The sequence below is a fragment of the Flagellimonas algicola genome, assembly GCF_005937185.1.
In the GTDB taxonomy this organism is placed as follows: Bacteria; Bacteroidota; Bacteroidia; order Flavobacteriales; family Flavobacteriaceae; genus Flagellimonas; species Flagellimonas algicola.
In genome coordinates this window covers 114,709-137,855 of record NZ_VCNI01000004.1, presented here as the reverse complement: position 1 = coordinate 137,855, position 23,147 = coordinate 114,709, and the positions used below count along the sequence as shown (strand labels likewise).

Sequence of the window (23,147 nt, the reverse complement as noted above, 5' to 3'; positions counted from 1 at the left end):
ATTCTCTTTTAGATTTCAGAAAATTTATCCTTTTCAGATAATTTATAATCCTTAGTAGGTAAAATAATGCCTTTATTCATGGGACATTTGCCCATATCTGTAATAATCAACACTATTAATTTTGTAATTTCAAAATCCTTACCAGTTTTCGAAGAATGAAAAAACAACATGAAAACAAATATGCCATCTATTTGTTGACCGATGACCTACTACATATTATTTATAAAAAAGGAAAAAGCATCGATCTTGAAGCGGCTCAGATTATCGTCAGGGACAGAATGGTGATTCAGGAGGGGGTGTCCCTGCTTGTACTTTGTGATATTAGAGAGCTACGAATCGTCAATAAACCAGCACGGGATTTTTTTGCCATTGAGGGTTCCCTTTTTATCAAAGCGCTTGCTTTCCTTATCGACCCTCCCGTGACCGATGCCATGAGCGAATTTTATCTGAGCACTCATAGAACACCAATGCCGACAGCATCCTTTTCCAAAAAATCCGAGGCTATGGACTTTCTCCAAAAAGCTACTATGCTTGCAGCGGTTATCTGCATGTTACCATGGAACATATAATAATTCTATAAACTAAATATTAGCCCAATGCCAAATAGTGATGATTTCAGGGTCAAACGCATTAAACAAATGCTATTGGAAATGGCCCAAGGAAACTTTTACCATAGCTTAGATCCCTCTGACAAAAACGATAATGTGGCCACATTGATAGTAATGCTAAATATGGTCAATGAAGAAATCAGGGCGTCCTTTATACATCAAGGTTTTGTGGGCTCCAAACACACCCCACAACATTTGGTCCAAATGGCCTTTATCATTGATACAATGGGAATGATTGAAATGGTCAACCAGAATACCTGTTCCACCTTGTCCGCATTTCATACTGAATTGGTCGGCAGTCCTTTTGTCAACACACTTACGGAAGAATCGCAAAGGAAATGGCTCAAAAAACAAAAGTCCATTACCAATAGGGAATGTTCGGACTCCACAATGGATTTGGTATTCAAGACCTCCGAGGGACTATTGATATCCAAAAATTGCAATATTTCCACATTTGGGGGCAAAACCGAAAGTCCCAACAAAATCCTTTTGAGTACCATACTTTTCACCAAAGGGGAATCTTTCGCCAAAGGCATTTGGGGAAATGCCCTAAGGCCCGGGAAGGAGTCAAAGGTGCCAAGGGTAAAATTGAGCCATGAGGACATTCGAAAAATAAGGGAGGTCCATGATTTGATCATTACCAATTTGGACCATCAACTTCCCCATTTAAAAGATCTTGCCCATCAAATGGGGACCAATGAGTTTAAATTAAAGTATGGTTTCAAGCAACTTTATGGCACTACCGTATTTAAATTTTTGATCCAAGAGCGGTTACGAAAAGCAAAAACCCTCATACAGTTCAGTAGTCTATCCCTAAAAACCATCGCACACATGGTTGGTTTCAAGAGCATTCCACATTTTTCAAGGGCCTTCAAGGAAAAATATGGTAACACTCCCAGTTCCCTGCGGAAATAAACCTACCACCAAACCTATAAATCCCTGTAAGGCAACCTTTTATCCCTAACAAATAATTTGGACCTACGAACTTTACCATATCAATCCAAAAGATATGGGAACTACAAGACCTTCCAATGTAATTATTACCCTGATCAGCATAGCATATATCATTCTGTTCGTTTATACCGCTGTAAGTAAATTGATGCATCTGAGCCAATTTCAATTACGATTGGAACGAATGCCCTATATGGAATCAATAGCTCCATGGGTCGCATTTGGAGTTCCTTTCGTTGAATTGGTAATTACAGGCCTGTTACTTATACCTAAATATCGTCTAATAGCATTCCATGCCTGCCTGGGATTAATGACCCTTTTTACAGCCTATAGTGCTATCGTACTTAATTTCAGTGAATCCATTCCCTGCTCCTGCGGAGGCGTAATTTCTGCAATGGGATGGAAAGTCCATATCCTCTTCAATGCTTTCTTTATACTCTTGGCACTCCTAGCAATCTTTCAAATAAAAAAACACAAAGCCCAACTTTCAAAACAACATACTACGTAGTGACAGGAGAAGCCGAAAACCTGTGAAAAAGAGTAGGCATTTATTTTTAAATATAATATCATGAAAACAAAAATTCTGAAATTCATCTTACCGGCATTTGCCATTATTATGGCCGTTGGCCTTGCATTTGCCACGGATGAAAGCAACGCTACCCAAACAGGGTATTACAATCACCCAATTTTAGGGGTGCAGTCAATTTCCACTGATTGTCCAGATTTCGGAACAGTTCAGTGTATGGAGGGGCCATACCAGGTTTTTAAGGACCAAAATTTGACAATTCCCTTGTATGAGCCACGAGAATAAACCGTGGCCCTGAGTTGTTATAAAAGTGTCCAAATTGGACACCTTTATAACAACTCAAAAAATACCAACGAAAGCATGCTATCGTGGTAGACCTTAAGAATTTCCCAACTCTCGTAGCTTTATGTAACTAATGGGAAAGCGACCATCACCACCCTATTATGGTTCCAACAACTTGTCCAACTTGGACAGACATCGTTTCCAATGTCCTAATGATTGGGTTCCTCTATTTCTTTTTATACTTTTTTTAATTTCTTTCCGCAAAACCTTGAGTTGTCCCATCATTAGGCCACGGGTATAATCAGTATGATCAAGAGCTTTTTTAGTTGGGTCAAAATGCTTTCTTTCCTGCCCAATGGCCCAAATCAACCTTTCGATATAGGTCATTTGGATTTCCTGCCTCCTCGGTTTCACATAATCCGAATTCTCAATTAACTCTTTGAACAAGCCTTTTTGAAGATTTTCCAAATACCATTGCAAGGTTCTCTCATATCCATTAATGGTCTCCATCTGTTCGAAACGTTTCATTCGTTGCGGGCGCAACAATTCCAAAAGTAATCGCTGTTGATCAGCCGTGACTTTGTCCGGGTAAGTCGAGTATCTAATTTTGACCATAAAATCTGGGCGGACCAACCAATTTGGAGGGTCAAATGCATTTGCAATCAAAAAATCAAGCGCTTCTTTTTGGGATTCTAAAGGGATTGGCGTATACATGTTTCCTGGTTGATCCATGGATTTATAGAATATTTCATATCCCCCTAGTAAGGATATCACAGATTTCATATTATAGTACCATAATTCCAAGGCTTTGGTATAAATACGCTCCATTGTAGTATTGTCCTTCAGGTCTTGGCATGCCTCTGGAAGCAATTCCAGGGCTCTCTTCAAATTCTTTAAGGCCAATGAGGTACCTATCACCGGGTCATTGGTCTCAACAACCTCATTGGTCGCTGCAGGTCCGATAATCTCATACTGGCTAGTGTTGTAACGAAACCATGGAATCGAATCCTGCCATCGTATGATTCGTTCCAATACACTGGTCTCTTCTTCGGGGGACATCTCTTTGGAAAACGCTGTATAAGCCCATTGGATATAGTAGTTATCCGTTGGGCCAACTTTTTGAATAAGCAAGGAAGGAGGTACACTGTCCTTAGGCTGGGCAATGTTGTTATGCCTGGCATAGGTCATTATACTTGTGGTATGTCCCATTGTTTCCAACCAGGAAGCATCACCCATTTTATTAACAGGATAACTATACTCTCCATAATGATTGTCCTTGATTCCAAAGGTATGGCCCGCCTCGTGAGCCACCAATGATTGGATCAATTCCCCCATCAGCTCATCTGGAAAAGGAAAACTTAGGGCCCTTTTGTCCAATGCGGCGCATCTGATAAAGTATTGATCCGTCAAATGCTCAAGGGAAGAACCCAAAAGAATGTCCGATTTTATGATTTCGCCTGATCGTAGATCTATGACCATTGCCACCGTTGAACCTCCACTACCATCCCTATATGTTCTCACATTTTGGCTCCTGTTCCACCTGATTATTGAATGGTCCAGACCATATCTGTCCCAATTATCCAAGGTGTCCACTTCCCTGACGACAATTGCATCCTTAAAGCCTGCCGACTCAAAGGATGGCAGCCATTCCTCAATACCTGCCTTTACATAGGGCCTCCATTTTATCGGGATATTCGGGGACATCACAAAGGTGATAGGTTTTACCGGGACACTTGTTTCTTTTCCTTGATGCAACTTTTCCAATCGCCATCTGGCAATGCTGGCAATGTAGTTTTTGGTGGCATTGCCCATACTTCCAACATCCTCATAGCGAAAACCCATTCGATAATCAAAGCGACGTATATCCATTGGTTTTGGCAGGGCATAAAAACTGAAATACACTGTATTGGACAATCTAACTTCATTTTTAAGTACACATCGGCGGGTTTTGACAATGACCTTGTGCCCAGAGTTTTTATGGTCCAATATCTGTGACATGTTGGACACCAACGGTCCTCCACGGGCTCTTTTCCATGCTATTGTTGAGCCCAACAAGATATCTGTAATGTCAATGCGGCATCCCCGACTTTCCCCATGCCCCTTGAGCATTGGGAAAATTCCCATAATATTCTTTTCAAGGGATTTGTCTTCCTTCAAGGGAATCCATATCCCCGATTCAGACCATATCCTATGCTCTTCCATGAGGATGTCATCCCTGAACCTGGTGAATACCACTTGCTTGGATTCATATTGGTTGGAGGAACCTATTCTGGTCCATAGTATGGGTTTGCCCAAAACCTCTTCGGGAATATCCAAGTATAGGCGCCCCCTTATAAGGGTCGATGTTAAAAAAGAATCCTGTTCGTGGGGTTCATAGAAATTTACACCGCCCATCTCCCCAATCTTCGAATCCAATGCCGACCCCAAGATGGGCAGGACCCATAAATATATCAGTATGAAATGTTTCATTGTTTTTGTGTCATGGGAAAAGCATCCCGTGTTGCCCAAGCCCAATGATGTAACCAAGATATACACGGGATACACCCTATTAATATCCCTGGTTTTGTGGCAATAGATTGGGATTGGATTCCAACTCGATTTCTGGAATGGGAAATAGAATATCGGTAGCCTTCCAATTGGATTTCACGGGTCCCAACACCGCTGTGGCCGACCCTGTCCTTTTAAGATCAAACCACCGATGGCCCTGCTCGGCAAACAATTCCACACGCCGTTCGTGAAGAATGGATTCCAGCAGATCATTTACCGTATTGGCTGTGGTGTTCGCCAATCCCGCTCGGTTCCTTATGACATTGAGATCTTGCTGTGCCTCTGCAAGGTTGCCCAAATATACCCTCGCTTCCGCACGAATCAAATGTTGTTCCCCCAACCGAAATAGGATGGAATACTCCAAGGACTCTGTTTCATTGAACAGCGCCTTGTATTTATGGGCAAACTGCAAAGTAACCGTGTTATCCGTATCCGATATGCTGGCTGTCCAATGTACTGATCGTTGATCACCAATCTCAAAAGATTCCATTAAAGAATCGGTCAACGCATAGGTCTGCCCAGGAATGAACTGGATGATCAATTGATTGGCTTCTTGGGTGTTCCTAAGATTTTCGCCAGGTTTTAGCTGCCAAATGGTTTCAGAAGATCCTTTTAGGAATACCTCGTTCAGATCTGGTTCCAAAGCAAATGCACCAAGCAGTTGGGTGGATATCACTTCGGCCGCCTCCCATTGTTCCGTATAAAGGTACATTCGCGCCAGTAAGGCTTTGACAGTCCATTGATCGGGGAGTACCCTTTCATCGGAAATATCCTCAATTCCTTCCAACAAATCCACTGATTCCTCAAGATCTGCTATGATATTTTCATATACCTTGGCCTCTGGCACCCTTGAAACTGAATTGTTAACCAAATAATCAGTGGTGGTCACATATGGAATATCGCCATAAAGGGACACCAAAAGACTATGGACATAGGCCCTGACAAATAGGGCCTGCCCGTGGAACTTGTTTCTATCCTCCAATCTAAGGACATCGGATCCCGCTACTCCTTCAATTATATTATTGGCACTATATATGAGATTATAGGCATGGCTCCACCATCCTGTAATCGATGTATTATCCGCTACAATATTGTGATGGTAGAATTGCAAAAAATCGGCATCAAAACCATAATAATCCAATTCATCACTATATATTCCCATCAAGGTCGTCAATCCAGCATTACCCGATACCAGTCCCTTTTCCCGCATGGAATGATAGATATGCGCAAAGGCGGACTCCACCGTGACCGGATCCTTAAAGACCGTTTCGGATATCAGGGTATTTTTGGGAGGGTCTACCTCCACAAAGTCCGAACAGCCAAGGAACACCATTGTCATTGGCAGAACTGTCATTGGTTTTAAAATATGGGTTATCACCCAAGAAAGCACTTTTTCCACTTTCCTTTCAATCAGGTTATTCTTTAGATATTTCATAATGCTATTTTTTTAATTAAAAACCCACTTGTAGGCCTAGGGTTATCTGTCTCAATTGTGGCAATCGGGTATTGGAGGGTTGCTCCGGGTCGGGACCGCTATAATTAGTGAACGTTAAAAGGTTTTGTCCCTGTAAATAGACATTGATATCCAATCCATTTGCCAAAGTAGGAACCTTGTAGTTCAAGGAAATATTCCGCAACCGAATAAAGGAGGCATCTGAAACGGCGGCATTACTTCGTCGCTGTAGCCCACCGGTGTCCTCTCCAAGAGACAGCCCAGCTGTGGCCATTTGGACCGGTTTTACATCTCCGGGCTGTTGCCACCGATCCAACAATCGGACCGGGACATTGCCCCTAGCCCCGGGCACCGAAATAAACCTTAGTTCATTATATGCCCTTTGCTTTTTGAATTGCCAGAAGAAATCCAAGGAGACCTTCCCATAGCTGATGGTATTGCCCAATCCCCCATAATATTTGGGAGCAAAGTCCTCGACCCATTGCCTGTCACCAGAACTATTGATCTCACCATCCTCATTATAATCCTCGAACTGATAGATTCCAATTTCCGGATCCACGCCCAAGGCATTGTAGAGCTTGACAATGGACAAGGGCTTTCCAATGATATACCGATTGGCAAAGGTGGAAGATTCCAATCCATCGAACTTCATCAATTTATTTTTTGGTACAGTAATATTGAAGTTCGTGGACCATTTAAAATTCTTTTTCTGGAGATTGGTGGTTCGAACATCCACCTCAAATCCCGAATTCTCCACTGTGGCATCAAAGTTTCCGGTCAATTCTGAAAATCCGGTCGTTGCGGCCAAGGGAATACCAATGAGTTGATTGGATGAACGGTTCCGGTACCAGGAAGAATTGACCAAGAAGCGGTCGTTGAAAAGACCCAACTCCAAAGCCACCTCCAGTTTTTTGTTCTCCTCCCAGCCAAACGAAGGATTGAAAATACCGGAAGGCTCTAAAATGGCGCTCCCATCATAATCAAGTCCAGTTACGTTATAGGTATCCAAAAACCGATAATCCCCTATATTATCACTCCCCGTGGTACCATAACTGGCACGGATTTTCCCGAAGCTCAATAGGGAACTATTCCTGAACAAAGTCTCTTCCGTAAAGAGCCAGGCAATCCCAACGGCCCCAAAATTACCGAACTGCCTTCCCGGGCCAAATCTTGAGGAGCCATCCCTGCGCCCCGTCAGATTTAGGATATACCTGCCAACCAGATTAAGGTTCAATCTTCCAAAGACTGCATTGTAGCTATACTCACTGTCCGAATCCTGGAGCACCTCCAAGGTTTCTGCCACGGCTAGGTTTTCCAATAAGCTGTTGCTCGGAAAACCTGTACCCCTCTGTATCAATTGCTCGGTAGTCTCTTGCTGAAAGGTTGTTCCCACAAGTATGTCAAACTTGGTTCTACCCCATCTTTTCGTCCAATGTACCTGTGGTTCCACAATCCACGACTGTCGCTCTGAACCATTGGTGGACAACGAAGAATAATTTTGAGGTGTCAATCCCAATGCCGGGTTCCTTGCCGAACTGGGTAAGGTTCTATATGAATCCAATCGGTACTTATTGAAACCCAGGCTGGACTTCAATTCCAGATTGGGCATTACCGCATAGGAGACCATTGCATTGGCAATAAGGGTATTTGTGGCCACCTGATATTCTTCTTCCAAAGACGCCAAAGGGTTGTCCCAGGTATTGCCTTCCCAATTTAGATTGCCCTCCTCGTCATATAAAGTAGGGGCATTGGGTTCCAATGAATAAGCCTTGTTGGTAAAATCCGTTCTGGGCAATCGGTTGTTTTCATGGGTGTAGATCGTGGACAGGTTGATCTTGAACCGACCACCGTTGGAGTGGTGGTTCAGGTTACTGTGTACAGATGTTTTTTTGTAGTTGGCATCCCCAGGAAACACCGTGGTTTCTTTTTGATGTGAAACACTGATCAAAAACTGGGTCTGTTCACTACCTCCTGAGATCGAAAATTGTGCCTTGTTCCGATATGCGGTGTTGCCGAGAAGTACCTTTTGCCAATTGGTATAACGGCTATTGTTCCAAGATTTGATGTCCGGCCAAACAAAGTCAAATGCAGGATCGTCCAGAAACGCACCGAATCCATCGTTCACGACTCCTTCCCTTCGAACCTCGAGATACTGTTCAGTGTTCATCAGATCCAAAAAATTGGAGACACGACCCAGTGTACTACTCACATTTGCCCTGAACTGGGTTTTACCTGCTAGGCCCTTTTTGGTAGTTATGAGCACAACACCATTGGCCGCCCTTGATCCATAGATGGCGGTGGCGTCGGCATCCTTCAACACTTCGATGCTTTCAATATCGTTCGGATCAATAGCATTCAGGGGACTGATGTTTCCTCCAAGGATCTGACCAGACACATTAAAAGATCCCAAAGATTGTGAACCAAAAGGAACCCCATCCACAATAAACATGGGGTCAGAGACCCCATTGATAAAATTTTGGCCACGGACCTCAATATCATATCCACCCCCAGGAACACCCGTGGACTGGACAATGTTTACACCTGACAAATACCCCTGCATGGCTGCAAGTGGATTGCCAACAGGCTGTTTTTCCATGGTCTTGGCCTTGATAGTGGCGATATTTCCGGTGCGCTCCTTTTCCCTTACAGAATAGTAACCCGCATTGAGCACCACCTCCCCCAATTGGGTTACGTCCTCTTCCAGTTGCACATTCACCACTACCCTACCTGCAATAGGAACTCTGAGGGTTCTAAACCCCAATATGGAAAAGACCAGCATATCATTGGTCCCAGCTTGGATTCGAAAAGAACCGTCCAGCTTGGAAATGGTACCGCTGCCTGTGGATTCCAATTTTATATGTACTCCACTCAAAGGATTCCCTTCAACATCGGTAACAATACCTGAGACCATGGTTTGTGGAGGCCGCAATGTATCCCATGCCACGAGTTTATCCATATGCATTGGTGATACCATAAAATAAATGGCAACAAACAAGGGTATCTTGCCCGTACAATTCAGTAATTTTTTCATAATTTTAAAAAGTTTGATTGAACAGTTAGTTTTAATTGAATTACCCCTCTAGACACCAACTACCCTGTCTGGAGGTTTTTTGTTTTCACTACCTCGGAAGTCTTTACTATATTGTAACTTATCTAAGGCATTAAGGTTTGGACAAAGGCCATCCTGTCCAAGGAGTTGCACACCTTGGAAATGGGATTCCTTAAAAGTTTATGCTATGATTTTGTGCTAGGGCCGGATACCCAAAGATGTGTTTCGTCAGTTATGGGACAAAAGGATATCGAATACCGGAAAAAGTGTAGCGTATATCCCATAACTATAGCCAAGGGTCAATCAAATGGGGTTCTTGGGTTTTTTCTTAAAAAGGATATCGAACACCGTTAGCGATGCTCCAAAGATGGAACAGACCCGTGATACCCTTATTAGAAAATAAAACCCAAAGTTTCCCATAACCCTATTGGTTGGGCGATACCCCGAAAATGACCAAAAGAAAACCAAACGCTAAGAAAAAGTTGGGCATGGAACTCAACTTACCGACTAGAGGTACTGGTATACCTGTGTACGAATAAGAGAGCCCACGCCCGGGTCGTGAGCCATTCTGCTTATACTCTCGTACACGTAAAAATTACCAGTTTTCTAGTCGAGATTCTAAGCGATAGCTTCAAATATGTTCTAAACGAAGAATCGCAAAAATAAAACAACCTATTATCAAACCTGCATGGTATGACATTAGAATAGTTCATAGCGAAAATAACAAAATCATGAGTTTGTTACAAGTTCTTGTAACATAAAATCAAAAAAATATGATTGATTTTGTATAAATGCCTATTGTAGTTGAAGAAATTAGATGCTAAAAGACAAATTCTATTCGGCAAAAATTTGCTGCGCATAAGGAATGAAAAAGGCCTATCTCAGGATGAAGTTGCAGCAAGGTGTCGCGTAACAAAAGGGAGCATTAGCGTAATAGAAAATGGAGGCAGAAATTTTTCTTTTACAACGTTACTGGCATTAGCCAAAGCACTTGAAGTTCACCCTAAAGAATTACTTGATCTTGATTTTGATTTGAATCAATAAAGGATTCTGTTATCCTTACCGTATTTTCCTGAAAATTCTTACATTTAGTACTGATTCCCCCCAAGGTTTTGTTGAGTGAAATAATGTTACCCTGAATGGTTGATGCCAAAACTTGAGTATAGCCTGCCAACTTGATGGTATATTACACTTAAAAACCAGTATATAAACAAATTAGCTGTAAGCAAAATCGACTGAGTGAAAAAAATAGATCTACATACACACACAATTTCAACTGTCAGCGACAGTGACTTTGAATTTGATTTATCAAAGGTTCAAGAATATGTTGAGAAATTAGAACTGGATGCTATTGCGATAACGAATCACAACACGTTTGATTCAAGACAATACTTTGAAATTAGAAATAGTGTGTCTGTTATAGTTTTTCCTGGAATAGAGATTGATTTAGAAGGTGGACACATTTTGGTTGTTTCTGACACAAACGAGTTTGAAATATCTGATTTTGAACAAAGGTGTAATAGAGTTTCTAGTTTGATTAGAACAAATGATGAGGAATTGACAATAGAGCAATTCAATGATATATTTCCAGATTTATCAAAATACATACTAATTCCACATAGGGACAAAAAACCCAACATCAAGCAAGAAATCATTGATGTACTAAATCCTCACATCACATCCGGGGAAGTGGCGAGTATATCTAAATTTAAAAGAGCGTATAAAGACGATGATGAGTTAGTTCCTGTGTTATTTAGCGATCTAATATTCAAAGCTCAGCTGACTAACTTTCCAACACGACAAACATTCGTTGACTTGAATGAAATATCTCTTGCAGGAATTAAATCCTGCCTTTTTGATAGAAGTAAAATAGCATTAACCAAGGATAGTGGAAATGACTTCTTTCAAGCTACAGATAATGGCCTCTTACTGTCAACTGGTTTAAACATAATTTTGGGAGGCAGGTCTACTGGAAAGTCGGTAACACTTGACAAGATATCTGCTTCATCAGGGAATGCAAAGTATATTAAACAATTTTCATTGTTGCATAATGATGAAGAAAGATTCAATGAAACTAATAAAGCTCGGTTGAGCTTGATTCACCACAATTTTTTAGGCGAGTTTAGAAAAGTTGTTGAAAAAATAGTTCAAGTAGACGTTGAGCAGAATCATATTGACATCAATAATTACCTCGATTCATTAAAGAAATTCGCATCGGAAAATGAGAAAAAAGATTTGTATTCAAAATGTGTGATTTTTAGTGAGAATGCTTACACCATTAACGACCTAACAAACTTAGATAAAGTAATAAAGTCTGTAGAAACACTTATAAAGAACAACGAATATCAAGACATTATTCAGAAACACTTAGATATTTCTGATTTAAAGAGATTAGCTATTGAACTTAATCAAAAAGCAATCGATTCCAATATTGAAAACAATAAAAAAAGTTGGATTAATTCCTTAACAAGTGATATAACAAGAGAATTAAGAATTAAGACTACCGGGGCTGTTATAGAAGATTTGGATTTTTATAGAATTGGTTTAGATGAAGTTAAGGTCGAAAAGTTTGAAAAAGTTGTTAGTATACTGAAAAAAAGTAGAGAAATTCACAAAGAAGAACTGGGTAAATTTTCAATTGTTACTTCTACAAAAGAAATGGAAGGAGCTTCTGACCTTCAAAAGGTTGGACGTGACAAGAAAATGTACAGCACAGCTTTTAGGAGTTATAATACATCAGCCTACCAATATTTATTAGGATTAAAACAACTTGGTGTAGAGGATGCTAATCTTTACAAATTCTTCATTAGAATAGAATCAATCACATTTAATGAAGATGGATTTATTGTATCGGGTGGAGAACGTTCCGAGTTTAATTTAATTCACGAAATACAAGATGCTACGAAATATGACCTTTTACTAATTGATGAACCAGAATCATCCTTTGACAATGACTTCCTTAACAAGGAGATTAATGCAATTATTAAACATATTTCTACACTAATGCCGGTAGTTGTGGTAACACACAACAGCACTGTGGGAGCTTCAATCAAGCCTAATTTTCTAGCAATTACGCAAAAAAGTATTGAAGACAAAGAATTTGTTTATCGCATTTTTACTGGCTATCCATCCGATAAAGAATTGACAAGTGCAGATGGAAAGAAATTAGAGAATTACGAAACACTGCTCAGTTGTTTAGAAGCTGGATTGGAAGCATATAACGAAAGAAAAGAAAAAGCTTATGACATACTTAAAAATTGATAATAACAAAGGCTATTATAGAACTGATGGGAGTAGTGAGGAATGGACTGAATTAGACCAAATAAGTAAAGATGATCTTCTAAAATTAATTGGCAAGGCAACAACGGAAGAATTTCAAATGCAGGAGTACAAAGATGAACTTCTACAAAATCCAGCGCACAACATTATCTATAGAAATATCTACGGAAAATTCAATGAGTTTTTGAGTAATAAAACAAGGTTTCAGGATAGTGTCAATGCAATGTATAAAACTGCGATAGATAAATACACTGTAGAACTGAGTACTAAATCAGAAGAAGAAAATGCCAGCGAATAATCATGTGCTAATTAATATCGGTTTGAGTGATAAAAAGAAAGAGAAAACATAAAACAAAGGTTAACACAACCTAAAAAGTTAACAAGTAGAATACATATTATAGGAGATTGTTACAACAGATTTAAAAGACGAAATTGAGACCACCCAAACTAACAGATAAGCAAAAAGAAAGGTTATATATTTTAGAACCTAAACTAAAGGAAGCAATTGTTGACGGAAATTTTAGTGTTGCCAAAAGTTTAGTTGTGGATTTACAAAGCATATTGCGACCGACAGGACATCTGACAAGGCTTATTCAGTCAAAAAATCGTCTCTACGAACTTGCTTTAGAAATTAATGAGCTAGACTTCGCAATTAAAGGGTTTGAGGGAAATAGACAATTAGTTTCAGATAGAACCCGATTATATTTGGAAGCAACTGCTCTTCTTGCAATTTGCTATTTGAGAAAAGAGGAAATCGAAAAAGCCAAACCTCTTATTAGTGAAGTCTTAATCAACGACGATGTAATTAAAACAGAAAGAACGCGAAAAATCTTCCGAATTGAAATAGTTGAGAGGTTTAATGAAGAAACCGCACTATATTCCTTAAAAAATAAAGATGTTGAGCAATTTACGGAAGATGAATTGGAAAGAGAAATCGCTTTACTTTTGACCACCAATAAATCAGAAAATGAACTGTATTTATCGATTGGACGAGCAGTTCCCCAACACACTAAGCATTTATTATTTCAAGTTCATCAATTCTCGATTAAACAATTACCAAGTGCTGAACGACTCGCATTACCAAGCGCAGAACAAAAAATTAAAGATAAAGAAGTAGGTAAAACAGTTTTTCAATCCGTAAAAAGAGTGATTTACAATTCGCTTTGCGATCCAAAAAGTGAAATTTATCAAGCATGGTTTACAAACGGACTTCCTTCAATGGTTTTGAGCAAAGGATATATTAGAACTACAATAGCTACATCTCTTGTCAACATAGGAATTGGAATGAAAATGATTATAGCTTATGTTATAGCTTTGGTAATGCGCTTTGGCTTAGATGTTTATTGTGAACATTATAAACCCTTAGATTTAATGGGATTGCGGGAAAAATAAACATATCTAATGAAAAATCACCATGAATTCGAATGCACCCCAGTTGGAATTATATGATTGTGAAAAAACAGAGAATCAATATATCAGGCTCACAACAAACTGTAATGCAAAACCTTTCGAATCAATGCCAAACAATGACACGCATCCACGGCCAAATAGAATCCCTAAAAAGAATCAGGACAATCCTGGACAAAAACGGGATTTCAAAATTCAATTCTATTGGTGATATCCGCAGGTTCCTTCAAAAATTCCTTTTCTCAAATTTCAACCTTGGTAAAACTATCTTATACTCCTTTTCATCATTCTTGTTGTACCAATAAACAACATACTCTGCTGTGCCACTTGTTATAGCATAGCCCTTTTTTATCATTGGACTATATTGTTCCGCAACAAACTTCTTTGAGAACAACAATAAATTGCCATGCGATTTCTTAGCCAATCCCGGAGTTTCACTATCACCGAAAATCTTAATGTCCTTTTCAAGTTTATCGCCTGTTTTAATTGTCTTTAAAATTGATAACGGAATAGGATAATTAAAAGAGCTTAAACTTACATCTTTATGACCTAAAATCATCTCATACCCCAATGGTTCACCCAACTCCCCTATGAACCCACTTCTGGTAATGTTCTTTGATTCAATCTTATCATAAAAGTCAATATTGGTATGGATATGCAGGGTTTTCTTGGCTCTTGTACTGGCCACATATAACAGTCTTCTAGATTCATCAGTGGTACAATCATAATCTACCACCAACATCATTACATGGTCGTATTCCTTCCCCTTGGCCTTGTGCATAGTTGATACTACAATACTTTCGGAATCAGGGTTTATGGCATCTTCCATATTTATTTCCCTACAGAATTCCCTCCATTCCACTAAAAGCTTTTTGTCGGGATTTGAATGGTCAAATTTCTTGATCAAGGCTACACAAGTTTCAAAGTGCAAACTTTGTTTGAAAGTTTTTCTAAACCAATCCAATGCCAGATCCCATGATGCCTCAAATATTATCCCTGATTCTCCAACCTCACTACTTAATTTGCGATCAAAGCATCTAATTTCAAACAAATCGGAAACCCGAAACCCGTCAAAACCTGCCATTAACTTCACCTTGTACCCATGCATCTTTAGCATGGAGCTAACCTGCAATGCTTCAATATTTGTTCTGGTCAAAACGGCTTTACTTCCGGGCAACTGCGTTCCAGCTATATATTCAACCAAAGGTTTCTCTATATATTTACCATTATATGTAATGATATTGACATGTCCTTCTCCTCTATTCCGACTGGCAATTAGCCGTTGGTTTTTTAATCTATTTCTAAGATAGGCCAGTACGTGATTATTAAACTCCACTATCTCCGAATAACTACGATAATTTTTAGGAAGGGTATATAAAGTTGCCCCGTACTTACTTCTAAAATTACCCATAAATGCATTTAAAGACCCCCTGAAACCATAAATATTCTGGTCGTCGTCCCCAACGGCAATCACGCGTGGTTTATCTGCCTTTTCAATTATCAATTCTATTAATTCCCACTCTTCTTTATTTATATCTTGAAACTCATCGAACATCAAGATACTCTTGTTTTCAAGGGACGAAATATCAATTTCGCCCGCCCTTATGGCATTAATACAATCCCGTATTACATTTTGAGACTTGTCAAGGTCTCCCAATTGACCTAGCAATTGAAAACAAAAACCATGGAAAGTGGTAATCTTGATAAGCCCAGCATATTCGGGCACGAGATTTCTAACACGCTGTTTAAATTCCAGTGAAGCCGCCTTTGAAAAGGTAAGCATCATAAATTGTTCCGGCTTTATGTCTTCAATCAGCAATAAACTGGCTATTTTATGAACCAAAACCTTGGTCTTACCACTGCCCGGACCAGCATAGACCAATATATTGTCCGATTTATTATCCTCAATGACCTTGGTTTGATCGGTATCCAGATCTTCAATGATCTCCATAAAGCGTTTGGGGGTTATTGACCTTTGTATTTCCTTTTTCTTTCTAGGGAAATATCGGGCCAAAAACTCCTCGTAATCCAATGTAAAATAGTCATTGACATAGGCTAAGGCCGATTCATAATTTTGAACACATTTTTTGGCATATTCCCCAACAATATGGATTTGCTCTGTTCTATGTAGATAAAACTCTTTGATCTTGCTGTAGTTATCAGTAGTAAACACTCTTTTGCCCGTATCCACCTCCGATATATTTAGTTTGTTGTAAGAAACCATAAATCCTCCCTCCAAGGATATGGCTTTAATATCATTTAAGAACAATAAACAGATTTCGTATTTTTTGGTATTCTCCTCTACCAGACTCCCCATAAACTGGTTGGATTCTTTCAACTCAAGTAAGGAGAAAGAAACAGGCACTTCTTCCTTTCCTCCTATATGTTCCTTGTTATTTATGGCAAGATTTTCAAGAAACCTGAATGTTGATAACGATAAATCGTGACGCCATTTTATATCTTCAATAAGATCTTCCCGTTTAATAAATTCTATTTCATAAATATCCTTTTCTTTGTCCTTTCTGCTCTTCTTAACAAATCGCCTTTTATCCCAATACGTCAGCAAGGCTCTTATATACGCAACATTGGATTCAACAACCCCACTATCCAACAACCTTTGATTTAATTCCCGTAATGGAATTTGTAATTTATTTGCGTTAATAATGTCAAGTATGCCCTTTTCTACCTTTAAATAATCCTCCAATATCCTTTTTGAACCATTTTTGGATTGAACCAAACTCAAAAAAGCGGTTAAATCTTTAGCATCACCCAATATTGCATGGTCTCTGAGCATTCGAACAGCATGCTGTATTCTTTTTGAGCTCAACTGAGTAGTATCTGCAAGGTAATCTATCCTTGTTTCGCCATCGGTGATTATCCGTTTTAAAACAATGCCACAGTCTTTCTTATCTTGATCTGTTATTTTTTTACTGTTTCTAAGAATCTCTTGCCCACTACCAAAACTTTTAACCAATAAACTATCGGCAAATACTCTGGGTGAGTTTAAAGACCTTACTAAAAACCCTTGATCCTCTAAAGCTGAGATAGCTGTTTTTACTTTCGTTTCCAAGTCCAGCATTTCCGCGTCCCAACCGGATTTCTTAGCAATCTCCAAAGCCGATTGACTGATTTTATCCCTAAACTTCGCTTGACCTTTAATCGCTCTCCATATATCCTTGATCTCCTTGTGATTCAGTTTAGTCCGCTGTAACAAACTGAAATGTTTGTTCAAGTCCTCCTCACTGTACAATATGTAGCATTTGGCATTGATTTTTTCATCCCTTCCGGCCCTGCCCGCTTCTTGAACATAATTTTCCAGTGAATCTGAAATATTATAATGAACAACAGTCTTTACATTGTCCTTGTCCACTCCCATCCCAAAAGCTGAAGTGGCCACAATGATTTCATTGTCCTCCTTCATAAAGGCATCCATGTTTGCCTTTTTCGTATCCTTGTCCAATTTCCCATGGAAAAAAGTGGCATTAAAACCGGCCTCATTTACCAATGCGCAAACAATTTCCACTTGCTTGGTCCTTGATGCATAAATTATTGCCGGTTTTTCGCAATCCTCAAGCACACGCAACAAATAACCCATTTTGCGCTCAGGCTCTTCAACATTAACCACTTCATAGGATAGATTGGATCTTCCTTTATTCGTAATAAACTCGTCCAATTCCAACCCCAAGCGATCTTGGAAATAAAATTTTATGTCCTTGATTACCTGAAGCTTTGCCGTTGCCGTAAAACATGACACGGGAATCTGCGAGATGTTCTTTTCATTTTCAATTTTTTTAATAAAATCAGCTATGAACAGATAATCCACCCTAAAGTCCTGTCCCCAACTTGAAAAGCAGTGTGCTTCATCAATTACAATACGACCCACAGAACGCGTTAATATCAATCTGAAAATTGATGGAGATCTTAACGATTCTGGGGACAGATAAAGTAAATCTGCCCTTCCATCCGAAACCATTTCAAAGGCCTCCTGACGTTCAAGAGGCGACAGTAAACCATTGATCGCAACCGCCTTGGTTATCCCGAAACGGTCTCTCAGATTATCGACCTGATCTTTCATAAGGGATATCAAAGGAGAAATAACAATGGTCAAATGCCTTGTGGAAACGCCTCGCATTAATGCGGGCAATTGGAAGGTCAGTGACTTCCCTCCACCTGTGGGAAACACGGCCACAAAAGATTTTCTTTGCAAACCTGCCTTTACAGCTTCTTCTTGTAAACTGGTTATTCTGTGTTCTTCAAACTTTCTGAAACCGCTATAATTAAAGAATTCAAAGAGCGCTTTTTTGGGATTCAACTTATTCAAACAATACGGGCACCCTGGATCATCGCAAGATTTAAATCGGATGTCATTTAGTATTTTTTCAGCTTCTGGATATTCATGCCTAACCCAAGGTGGTAATACCGCATCCGCATCGCCTAATTTTAATAAAGTAAAAACGTATGCGAGTCCTACTGGGTATTGATCTGCATAATGATCCAAATCAACTGTTGAACAAATGAACTCTCCTATCAACTCCCCAATATGTCTTTCAACTAATTTGGATTCATCAAAACCAGCCATGGCGAAAAAAGCATTAAAGCTGGGCTTGTTCTTGAGCAAGTCATAATATACACTTCGCTCCGATATACTTAATTCATTGAACCTATTTAGCTCTTTGATCAAGTAGTCTTCCGTTAATTTACAGTCAGAAAGTGGGTTGTTGACTTCTGATGCATTTACAATGCGATAGCCTTTGGTAAGCTTATGGTTTGGCCTCTTTACAAATAAGATGGGTGACCATAATAATGTATCGATAAATTTCTTCCCTATGAAAACTTCTTCCCCTAACTTACTTTTCAGCTTTGGAACATCATGTTTGATAATGTTATGACCACAAATGAATTTGGCCTCCTTTATCCATAGCTCCAGTCTATTGGTGTTTCTTTCATGCAATTCCTGTCCCTTAAAAGTAGCTCCATAATCTATTGTATTGGTTTTAGGATTAACCTCAATGTCTAAAAACAGGATGTTTTGCATACTATAGTCTAATTCACTTATCCCCTCCAAAGCACTTGATCCATATAAACATGACTATTTTGATCAGTACATCTTCAAACGGCTTTGAACTGGCCTAGTTCAAAGCCGTGTCATAGTTTCAACTTTTGAATTTGATGGTTTTTCCTTCTTTTGGGCCTCGTTTTTTCTTTATCAATTTACAGCTTTCCGATATCTTTTTTATCATGCCCATAATATACTGGAAACGCAGGTCATAGTATACCGTTATCGATGGGGATAATTGAGCTCCCAAAAACACCAATAAACAATTGAAAAGCAACAAGCTGATTCAAAACATGCCCTGGTTATAGGTATCCGTCGCTTCGAATTAGTTCCGGTGTAGCCCGTCAAATATCCTAAAGAAGGAGTTACACAAACATCCTTTTATTAAATTAAGGCATAGGTCTCACTAGGTGGAAATAGAAGTCCAATTCCTTTCGGTTTGATCTTGAACAATGGCCCTTTTTCAACAACTTTTCCCTTGGAATTCCGTTTGATCAGATGGTCAAGTGTAATGATTCCCTGATCAACGAGCAGGTCAAATTGGGAGGTTATCGGTTTTTTGGTATGCTCCACCAATTTGTACAGGAAATGCTCCGTACCACCAATTGTACTGCTCTCAGCTTCTATCCAAAATGTCTCTTTATGCTTTTCCATGAGTCGATCATGAAGTTTGTCCAAGGTCCATATGACAAAATCCCCGATTGCGGGATCATGGGAGTTTTCAATCAATTGACTTATGTCATTATCCAATCTTAGACTTAAGCCTTGAGAATTTCTATTTATTGCAGAAACCGTACAATACAGTTTAAAATCGTCTCCACGTTCATATCCAAAAGTATCCAAGATCTCCTCGGAACTTTTAAACTTGCTCAATGTCCAATCGGGCACTTGGGCAAACAGGTTTTTCCTGTTCGTTCTGTTATTTCGGAAGGACTTGAGCTCAATTCCCTTATAATCCGGTTTTTTGGATGAATTGATATCTATGCCAAGTGCCGTTTCAAGGGTCCGTCCCACGGAGGTATCCGCATCCACTACTGAGGGTATGGGTCCGGAGCTTGCCACTCTACGAAGCATGGCCAATAACTCAAAGGCCACTTCATTTTCAACAGTGTTGATTTCCAAGATCAATTCTTGAAGGGGGTTCCGTATGGCAGAACCCACAAGCCCTTCAATATCCAATTGTGTCAGGTTAAAAATCTGGAAACTATCATCAAAATAGGTGATTGCAACAATATCATTGGGTGCTGCAAAATTGGACAGTCCGTAGAACCAAATTCTGGGATCGCCATTCTTTGTGACCGGACGGTATAAAGAAGCCTTTGACCTTACCACTCTAGATCCCTCATGTATCACCGCAGGAAACAACACTTTATTCTTTGGTCCTTGTTCCTGTAATCCATACTCATGGATATTCTTACTTTCCAAAAAGCTGCGCACAGGTCCGGTAGCATCCATAATCGCTTTCCTTAAACCCGTCCCCGTAGGCTCGATCAAAGTAAATGGCACTTGATGTTTGGTCAGGACCTTGATCTTGTCTTGTTCGGCCTCGGTAAGTTTCCTCACTTTATGTTTTTTAAGATTTCCATGGCCACTGCTCTGGCCATTAATGGAGGAACTGCATTACCAACCAAGGTGTATTGTGGTAGTTCTGATTTTCTATTATTGCCCCCCGTGGAACGCTTGCCCTGAAACACAAAGGAATCGTCAAAGGATTGTAATCGGGCCATTTCACGGACGGTCAGAGCCCGTGGGGAATTGTAGTGGATGTAATCATCGGGGATGGTCATTACGGTCGGACTTTGACTTTCGGGCTTCAACACATTATAATTGCGTTTATTGGAAGCCAGCCCACACTGGTTCAACTTTTCCTGCGCTTTCTTATAATCCCCTTCCTTCAAGATGATATCAAGCCGCTTGATTACATTATCATTCTGATTACTGCTCTTATGATTGTGAAGTAAAGCATGGTCCCTTTGATTGTTGTCCAAGGCCTCCGTATTTTTTACATAAAAAGGTTTCGCGGCATTCACAAACCGACCGTTAAGACGACCCGTTTTGCTCCATTCCGCAAAAGTTTTTCCATTTCTTTTGGTCAAAGGTTTTCCCGCTATTGATCTAGGCCTCAACAATCCTTTCATTTTTTTGGCAACACCATTGTATTGTTTGGTGATATCAACGGGCTGATAGTCATGGACCTCCTCATTGTTCCCTATGAAATCCAGATCATATAGCGCTTCAAAAACAGAAACCTTTTCCTCTTCCTTTACTGTAGCGGGAATCTCCGAGATAAACTGCTGATCCTTTCTACACCCAATGAACAGTACCCGTTCCCTATTCTGGGGCACCCCATAATTCGAGGAATTGGCCACAAAGGGTGCTTCAATTTTATATAGCCTTATATCATCAATGATCTTTTGCAGTTCCTGCTCTTGTTTTTTATTACAAAACTTTTTTATTGTGGTCAGGCAATCATCAATATTGAGCACATAGATCTTCAAGGCATGGATGATATCCCCGCATTGCTTTTTGAACTTTTTATCAACCTTAAGGTCCTGAAAGGCCTTTTCAATTTTATCGATGATTTCCTGAGCATCAAGATGCACCAAAAATTCGGTAAAGGTGTCCACAAAGTCATCATTGTCGATATTGCAGTAATCCTTTTCCCGTATGATATCCCTTTTGAGTTTCTCCCATTCCTTGTTTCGTATGAGCAAGTTGAACCCATGTCTGATCGTACCGACCCTGACATCTGTCTTACTGGTTTTATAATCAACAACATTGGGAATCAGTTTTTTAAACCTTGCATCTATGGCCCTGATATAATCCTCCTTCTCAATTTCCGCTTTCGCTTCCGTAAACTGTTCCATTTCAATACGCTTGACCAGACAATCCAAGATAAAGGCATCTTCAAGACTGTCCTTCTTCAAGGAGCCGACAAAATTTGAAAGCTTTGGGATCTCATTGATGTCCACGATAGAGTTGATCTCGGTCAAGACCAGTTCCTTGATCTTGCCACGTTCCTTGGTCAGGATACCCTTGACGTTTTCCATGACAAAGTACTTGGGCTGCAATACTTTGATAACCTCCAAATAGTGAGCAAAGAGATTATCCTTTTTATCGAACTTCTTTCGCTTACCTGCCAAACTAAAACTTTGGCAAGGTGGTCCCCCACAGACAACATCTACGCTTTGACCATCCAATTTGCCCAATAGGTTATCCAAAAAATCAGGTTCGGTGATATCCTGACATAAAAATCCCGTATCCAATCCCAGTTGATAATTGTACCGCACCAAATGGGTCAATTCTGAATTGTCATTGATGTCATTGGCCAACAAAAAATCAAAATATTTGTTGTCGCTTTCCGCCTGCAAAAAACCTTCGCTAAAACCGCCCGCACCGGCGAACAGATCTACAAAGGTAAACGCCTCCCCATTGGAAGGGTCGGATTTCCGAACAATGTTCACATCATGCCCTTCCTTATGGGCATTGACAAAATCAGTAAGTTTATCCTTGATTTCCTTATCCGTATACCGTGTCTTGAGGGAGTTGTTGAACAGTTCCTCTGCCCTGTCCCTTAAATATCCCAAATAATAGTTGATCTCAACAGCTCTATCGGAACTACTGATCACTGATTGGGTTTCTTTGTCAAACTCTTCCGGTTTGACTTTCTCCTTGGTGGAGACCTTTATCTGTTCGGCATTGCAATTGATTCTGAGGTGAATGGGGGCAAAACCTTTTTTATCGGTCTTATCGAGATAGAAGTTAAATGTTGCCATGGTAATTTACGGACATATTTACGGACACGGACAAATCTACGGACAGTAGCAAAATATTCCAATTTTTTTTTAAAAAAACATTCCTATTCATTCCATACCTTAAAACTAGATCATTTAAAAATCGATCTAATCCCTTGATGCAACAATAGATAATGCCGTTCCAAATCAAGTGTCCAAAAAGAAGTCCATAAAACTCAAAACAATGAAGAATTT

The 23,147-nt window shown here is 39.7% G+C and carries 14 protein-coding genes; 8 read left to right on the top strand and 6 right to left on the bottom strand.

Annotation, left to right across the window (positions count from 1 at the left end; translation table 11 throughout):
• Positions 1-155: 155 nt before the first annotated feature.
• The 4 genes from FGG15_RS18320 (at position 156) to FGG15_RS18305 (ending at position 2,370) form a co-directional block, all read left to right on the top strand.
• On the top strand, positions 156-569 hold the full coding sequence (locus tag FGG15_RS18320; RefSeq protein WP_138839063.1) for a DUF7793 family protein: 414 nt from the start codon (positions 156-158) through the stop codon (positions 567-569).
• 27 nt (positions 570-596) lie between these two features.
• Positions 597-1,523: a helix-turn-helix domain-containing protein gene (locus FGG15_RS18315; RefSeq protein WP_138839061.1), complete on the top strand. Its 927-nt coding sequence runs from the start codon at positions 597-599 to the stop codon at positions 1,521-1,523.
• A gap of 94 nt (positions 1,524-1,617) precedes the next feature.
• Complete coding sequence (locus tag FGG15_RS18310) at positions 1,618-2,067, top strand: MauE/DoxX family redox-associated membrane protein (protein ID WP_138839059.1); 450 nt, start codon at positions 1,618-1,620, stop codon at positions 2,065-2,067.
• 60 nt (positions 2,068-2,127) lie between these two features.
• Entirely contained in the window at positions 2,128-2,370 is a 243-nt protein-coding gene (locus FGG15_RS18305) for a DUF6520 family protein (RefSeq protein ID WP_138839057.1), read from the top strand.
• Between the two features lie 156 nt (positions 2,371-2,526).
• On the opposite strand, the gene FGG15_RS18300 is transcribed toward FGG15_RS18305, so the two are convergent.
• The 3 genes from FGG15_RS18300 to FGG15_RS18290 all read right to left on the bottom strand — a co-directional run bounded on the left by FGG15_RS18300 (position 2,527) and on the right by FGG15_RS18290 (position 9,398).
• Positions 2,527-4,836: a zinc-dependent metalloprotease gene (locus FGG15_RS18300; RefSeq protein WP_138839055.1), complete on the bottom strand. Its 2,310-nt coding sequence runs from the start codon at positions 4,834-4,836 to the stop codon at positions 2,527-2,529.
• A gap of 79 nt (positions 4,837-4,915) precedes the next feature.
• Positions 4,916-6,349, bottom strand: coding sequence for a RagB/SusD family nutrient uptake outer membrane protein (locus FGG15_RS18295; protein ID WP_237561875.1), 1,434 nt, complete (start codon positions 6,347-6,349; stop codon positions 4,916-4,918).
• A gap of 16 nt (positions 6,350-6,365) precedes the next feature.
• A complete protein-coding gene (locus FGG15_RS18290; RefSeq protein ID WP_237561874.1) occupies positions 6,366-9,398 on the bottom strand; it encodes a SusC/RagA family TonB-linked outer membrane protein in 3,033 nt (1,010 codons plus the stop codon).
• Between the two features lie 822 nt (positions 9,399-10,220).
• Here FGG15_RS18290 and FGG15_RS18285 point away from each other — a divergent pair.
• From FGG15_RS18285 to FGG15_RS18270, 4 genes are all read left to right on the top strand, one after another.
• Complete coding sequence (locus FGG15_RS18285; RefSeq protein ID WP_138839053.1) at positions 10,221-10,460, top strand: helix-turn-helix domain-containing protein; 240 nt, start codon at positions 10,221-10,223, stop codon at positions 10,458-10,460.
• 195 nt (positions 10,461-10,655) lie between these two features.
• Positions 10,656-12,677 carry a PHP domain-containing protein gene (locus FGG15_RS18280; RefSeq protein WP_138839051.1) on the top strand — a complete coding sequence of 674 codons (2,022 nt, stop codon included), beginning with the start codon at positions 10,656-10,658 and terminating at the stop codon, positions 12,675-12,677.
• Positions 12,658-12,993: a hypothetical protein gene (locus FGG15_RS18275; protein WP_138839049.1), complete on the top strand. Its 336-nt coding sequence runs from the start codon at positions 12,658-12,660 to the stop codon at positions 12,991-12,993. The genes FGG15_RS18280 and FGG15_RS18275 overlap by 20 nt, the downstream gene beginning before the upstream one ends.
• Before the next feature lie 134 nt (positions 12,994-13,127).
• On the top strand, positions 13,128-14,087 hold the full coding sequence (locus FGG15_RS18270; RefSeq protein WP_138839047.1) for a PH domain-containing protein: 960 nt from the start codon (positions 13,128-13,130) through the stop codon (positions 14,085-14,087).
• 241 nt (positions 14,088-14,328) lie between these two features.
• On the opposite strand, the gene FGG15_RS18265 is transcribed toward FGG15_RS18270, so the two are convergent.
• The 3 genes from FGG15_RS18265 to FGG15_RS18255 all read right to left on the bottom strand — a co-directional run bounded on the left by FGG15_RS18265 (position 14,329) and on the right by FGG15_RS18255 (position 22,934).
• Entirely contained in the window at positions 14,329-19,137 is a 4,809-nt protein-coding gene (locus tag FGG15_RS18265) for a RecQ family ATP-dependent DNA helicase (RefSeq protein WP_138839045.1), read from the bottom strand.
• Between the two features lie 405 nt (positions 19,138-19,542).
• A complete protein-coding gene (locus tag FGG15_RS18260; protein ID WP_138839043.1) occupies positions 19,543-20,721 on the bottom strand; it encodes an MvaI/BcnI restriction endonuclease family protein in 1,179 nt (392 codons plus the stop codon).
• Positions 20,718-22,934: a DNA cytosine methyltransferase gene (locus FGG15_RS18255; protein WP_138839041.1), complete on the bottom strand. Its 2,217-nt coding sequence runs from the start codon at positions 22,932-22,934 to the stop codon at positions 20,718-20,720. The genes FGG15_RS18260 and FGG15_RS18255 overlap by 4 nt, the downstream gene beginning before the upstream one ends.
• Positions 22,935-23,147: the final 213 nt, after the last annotated feature.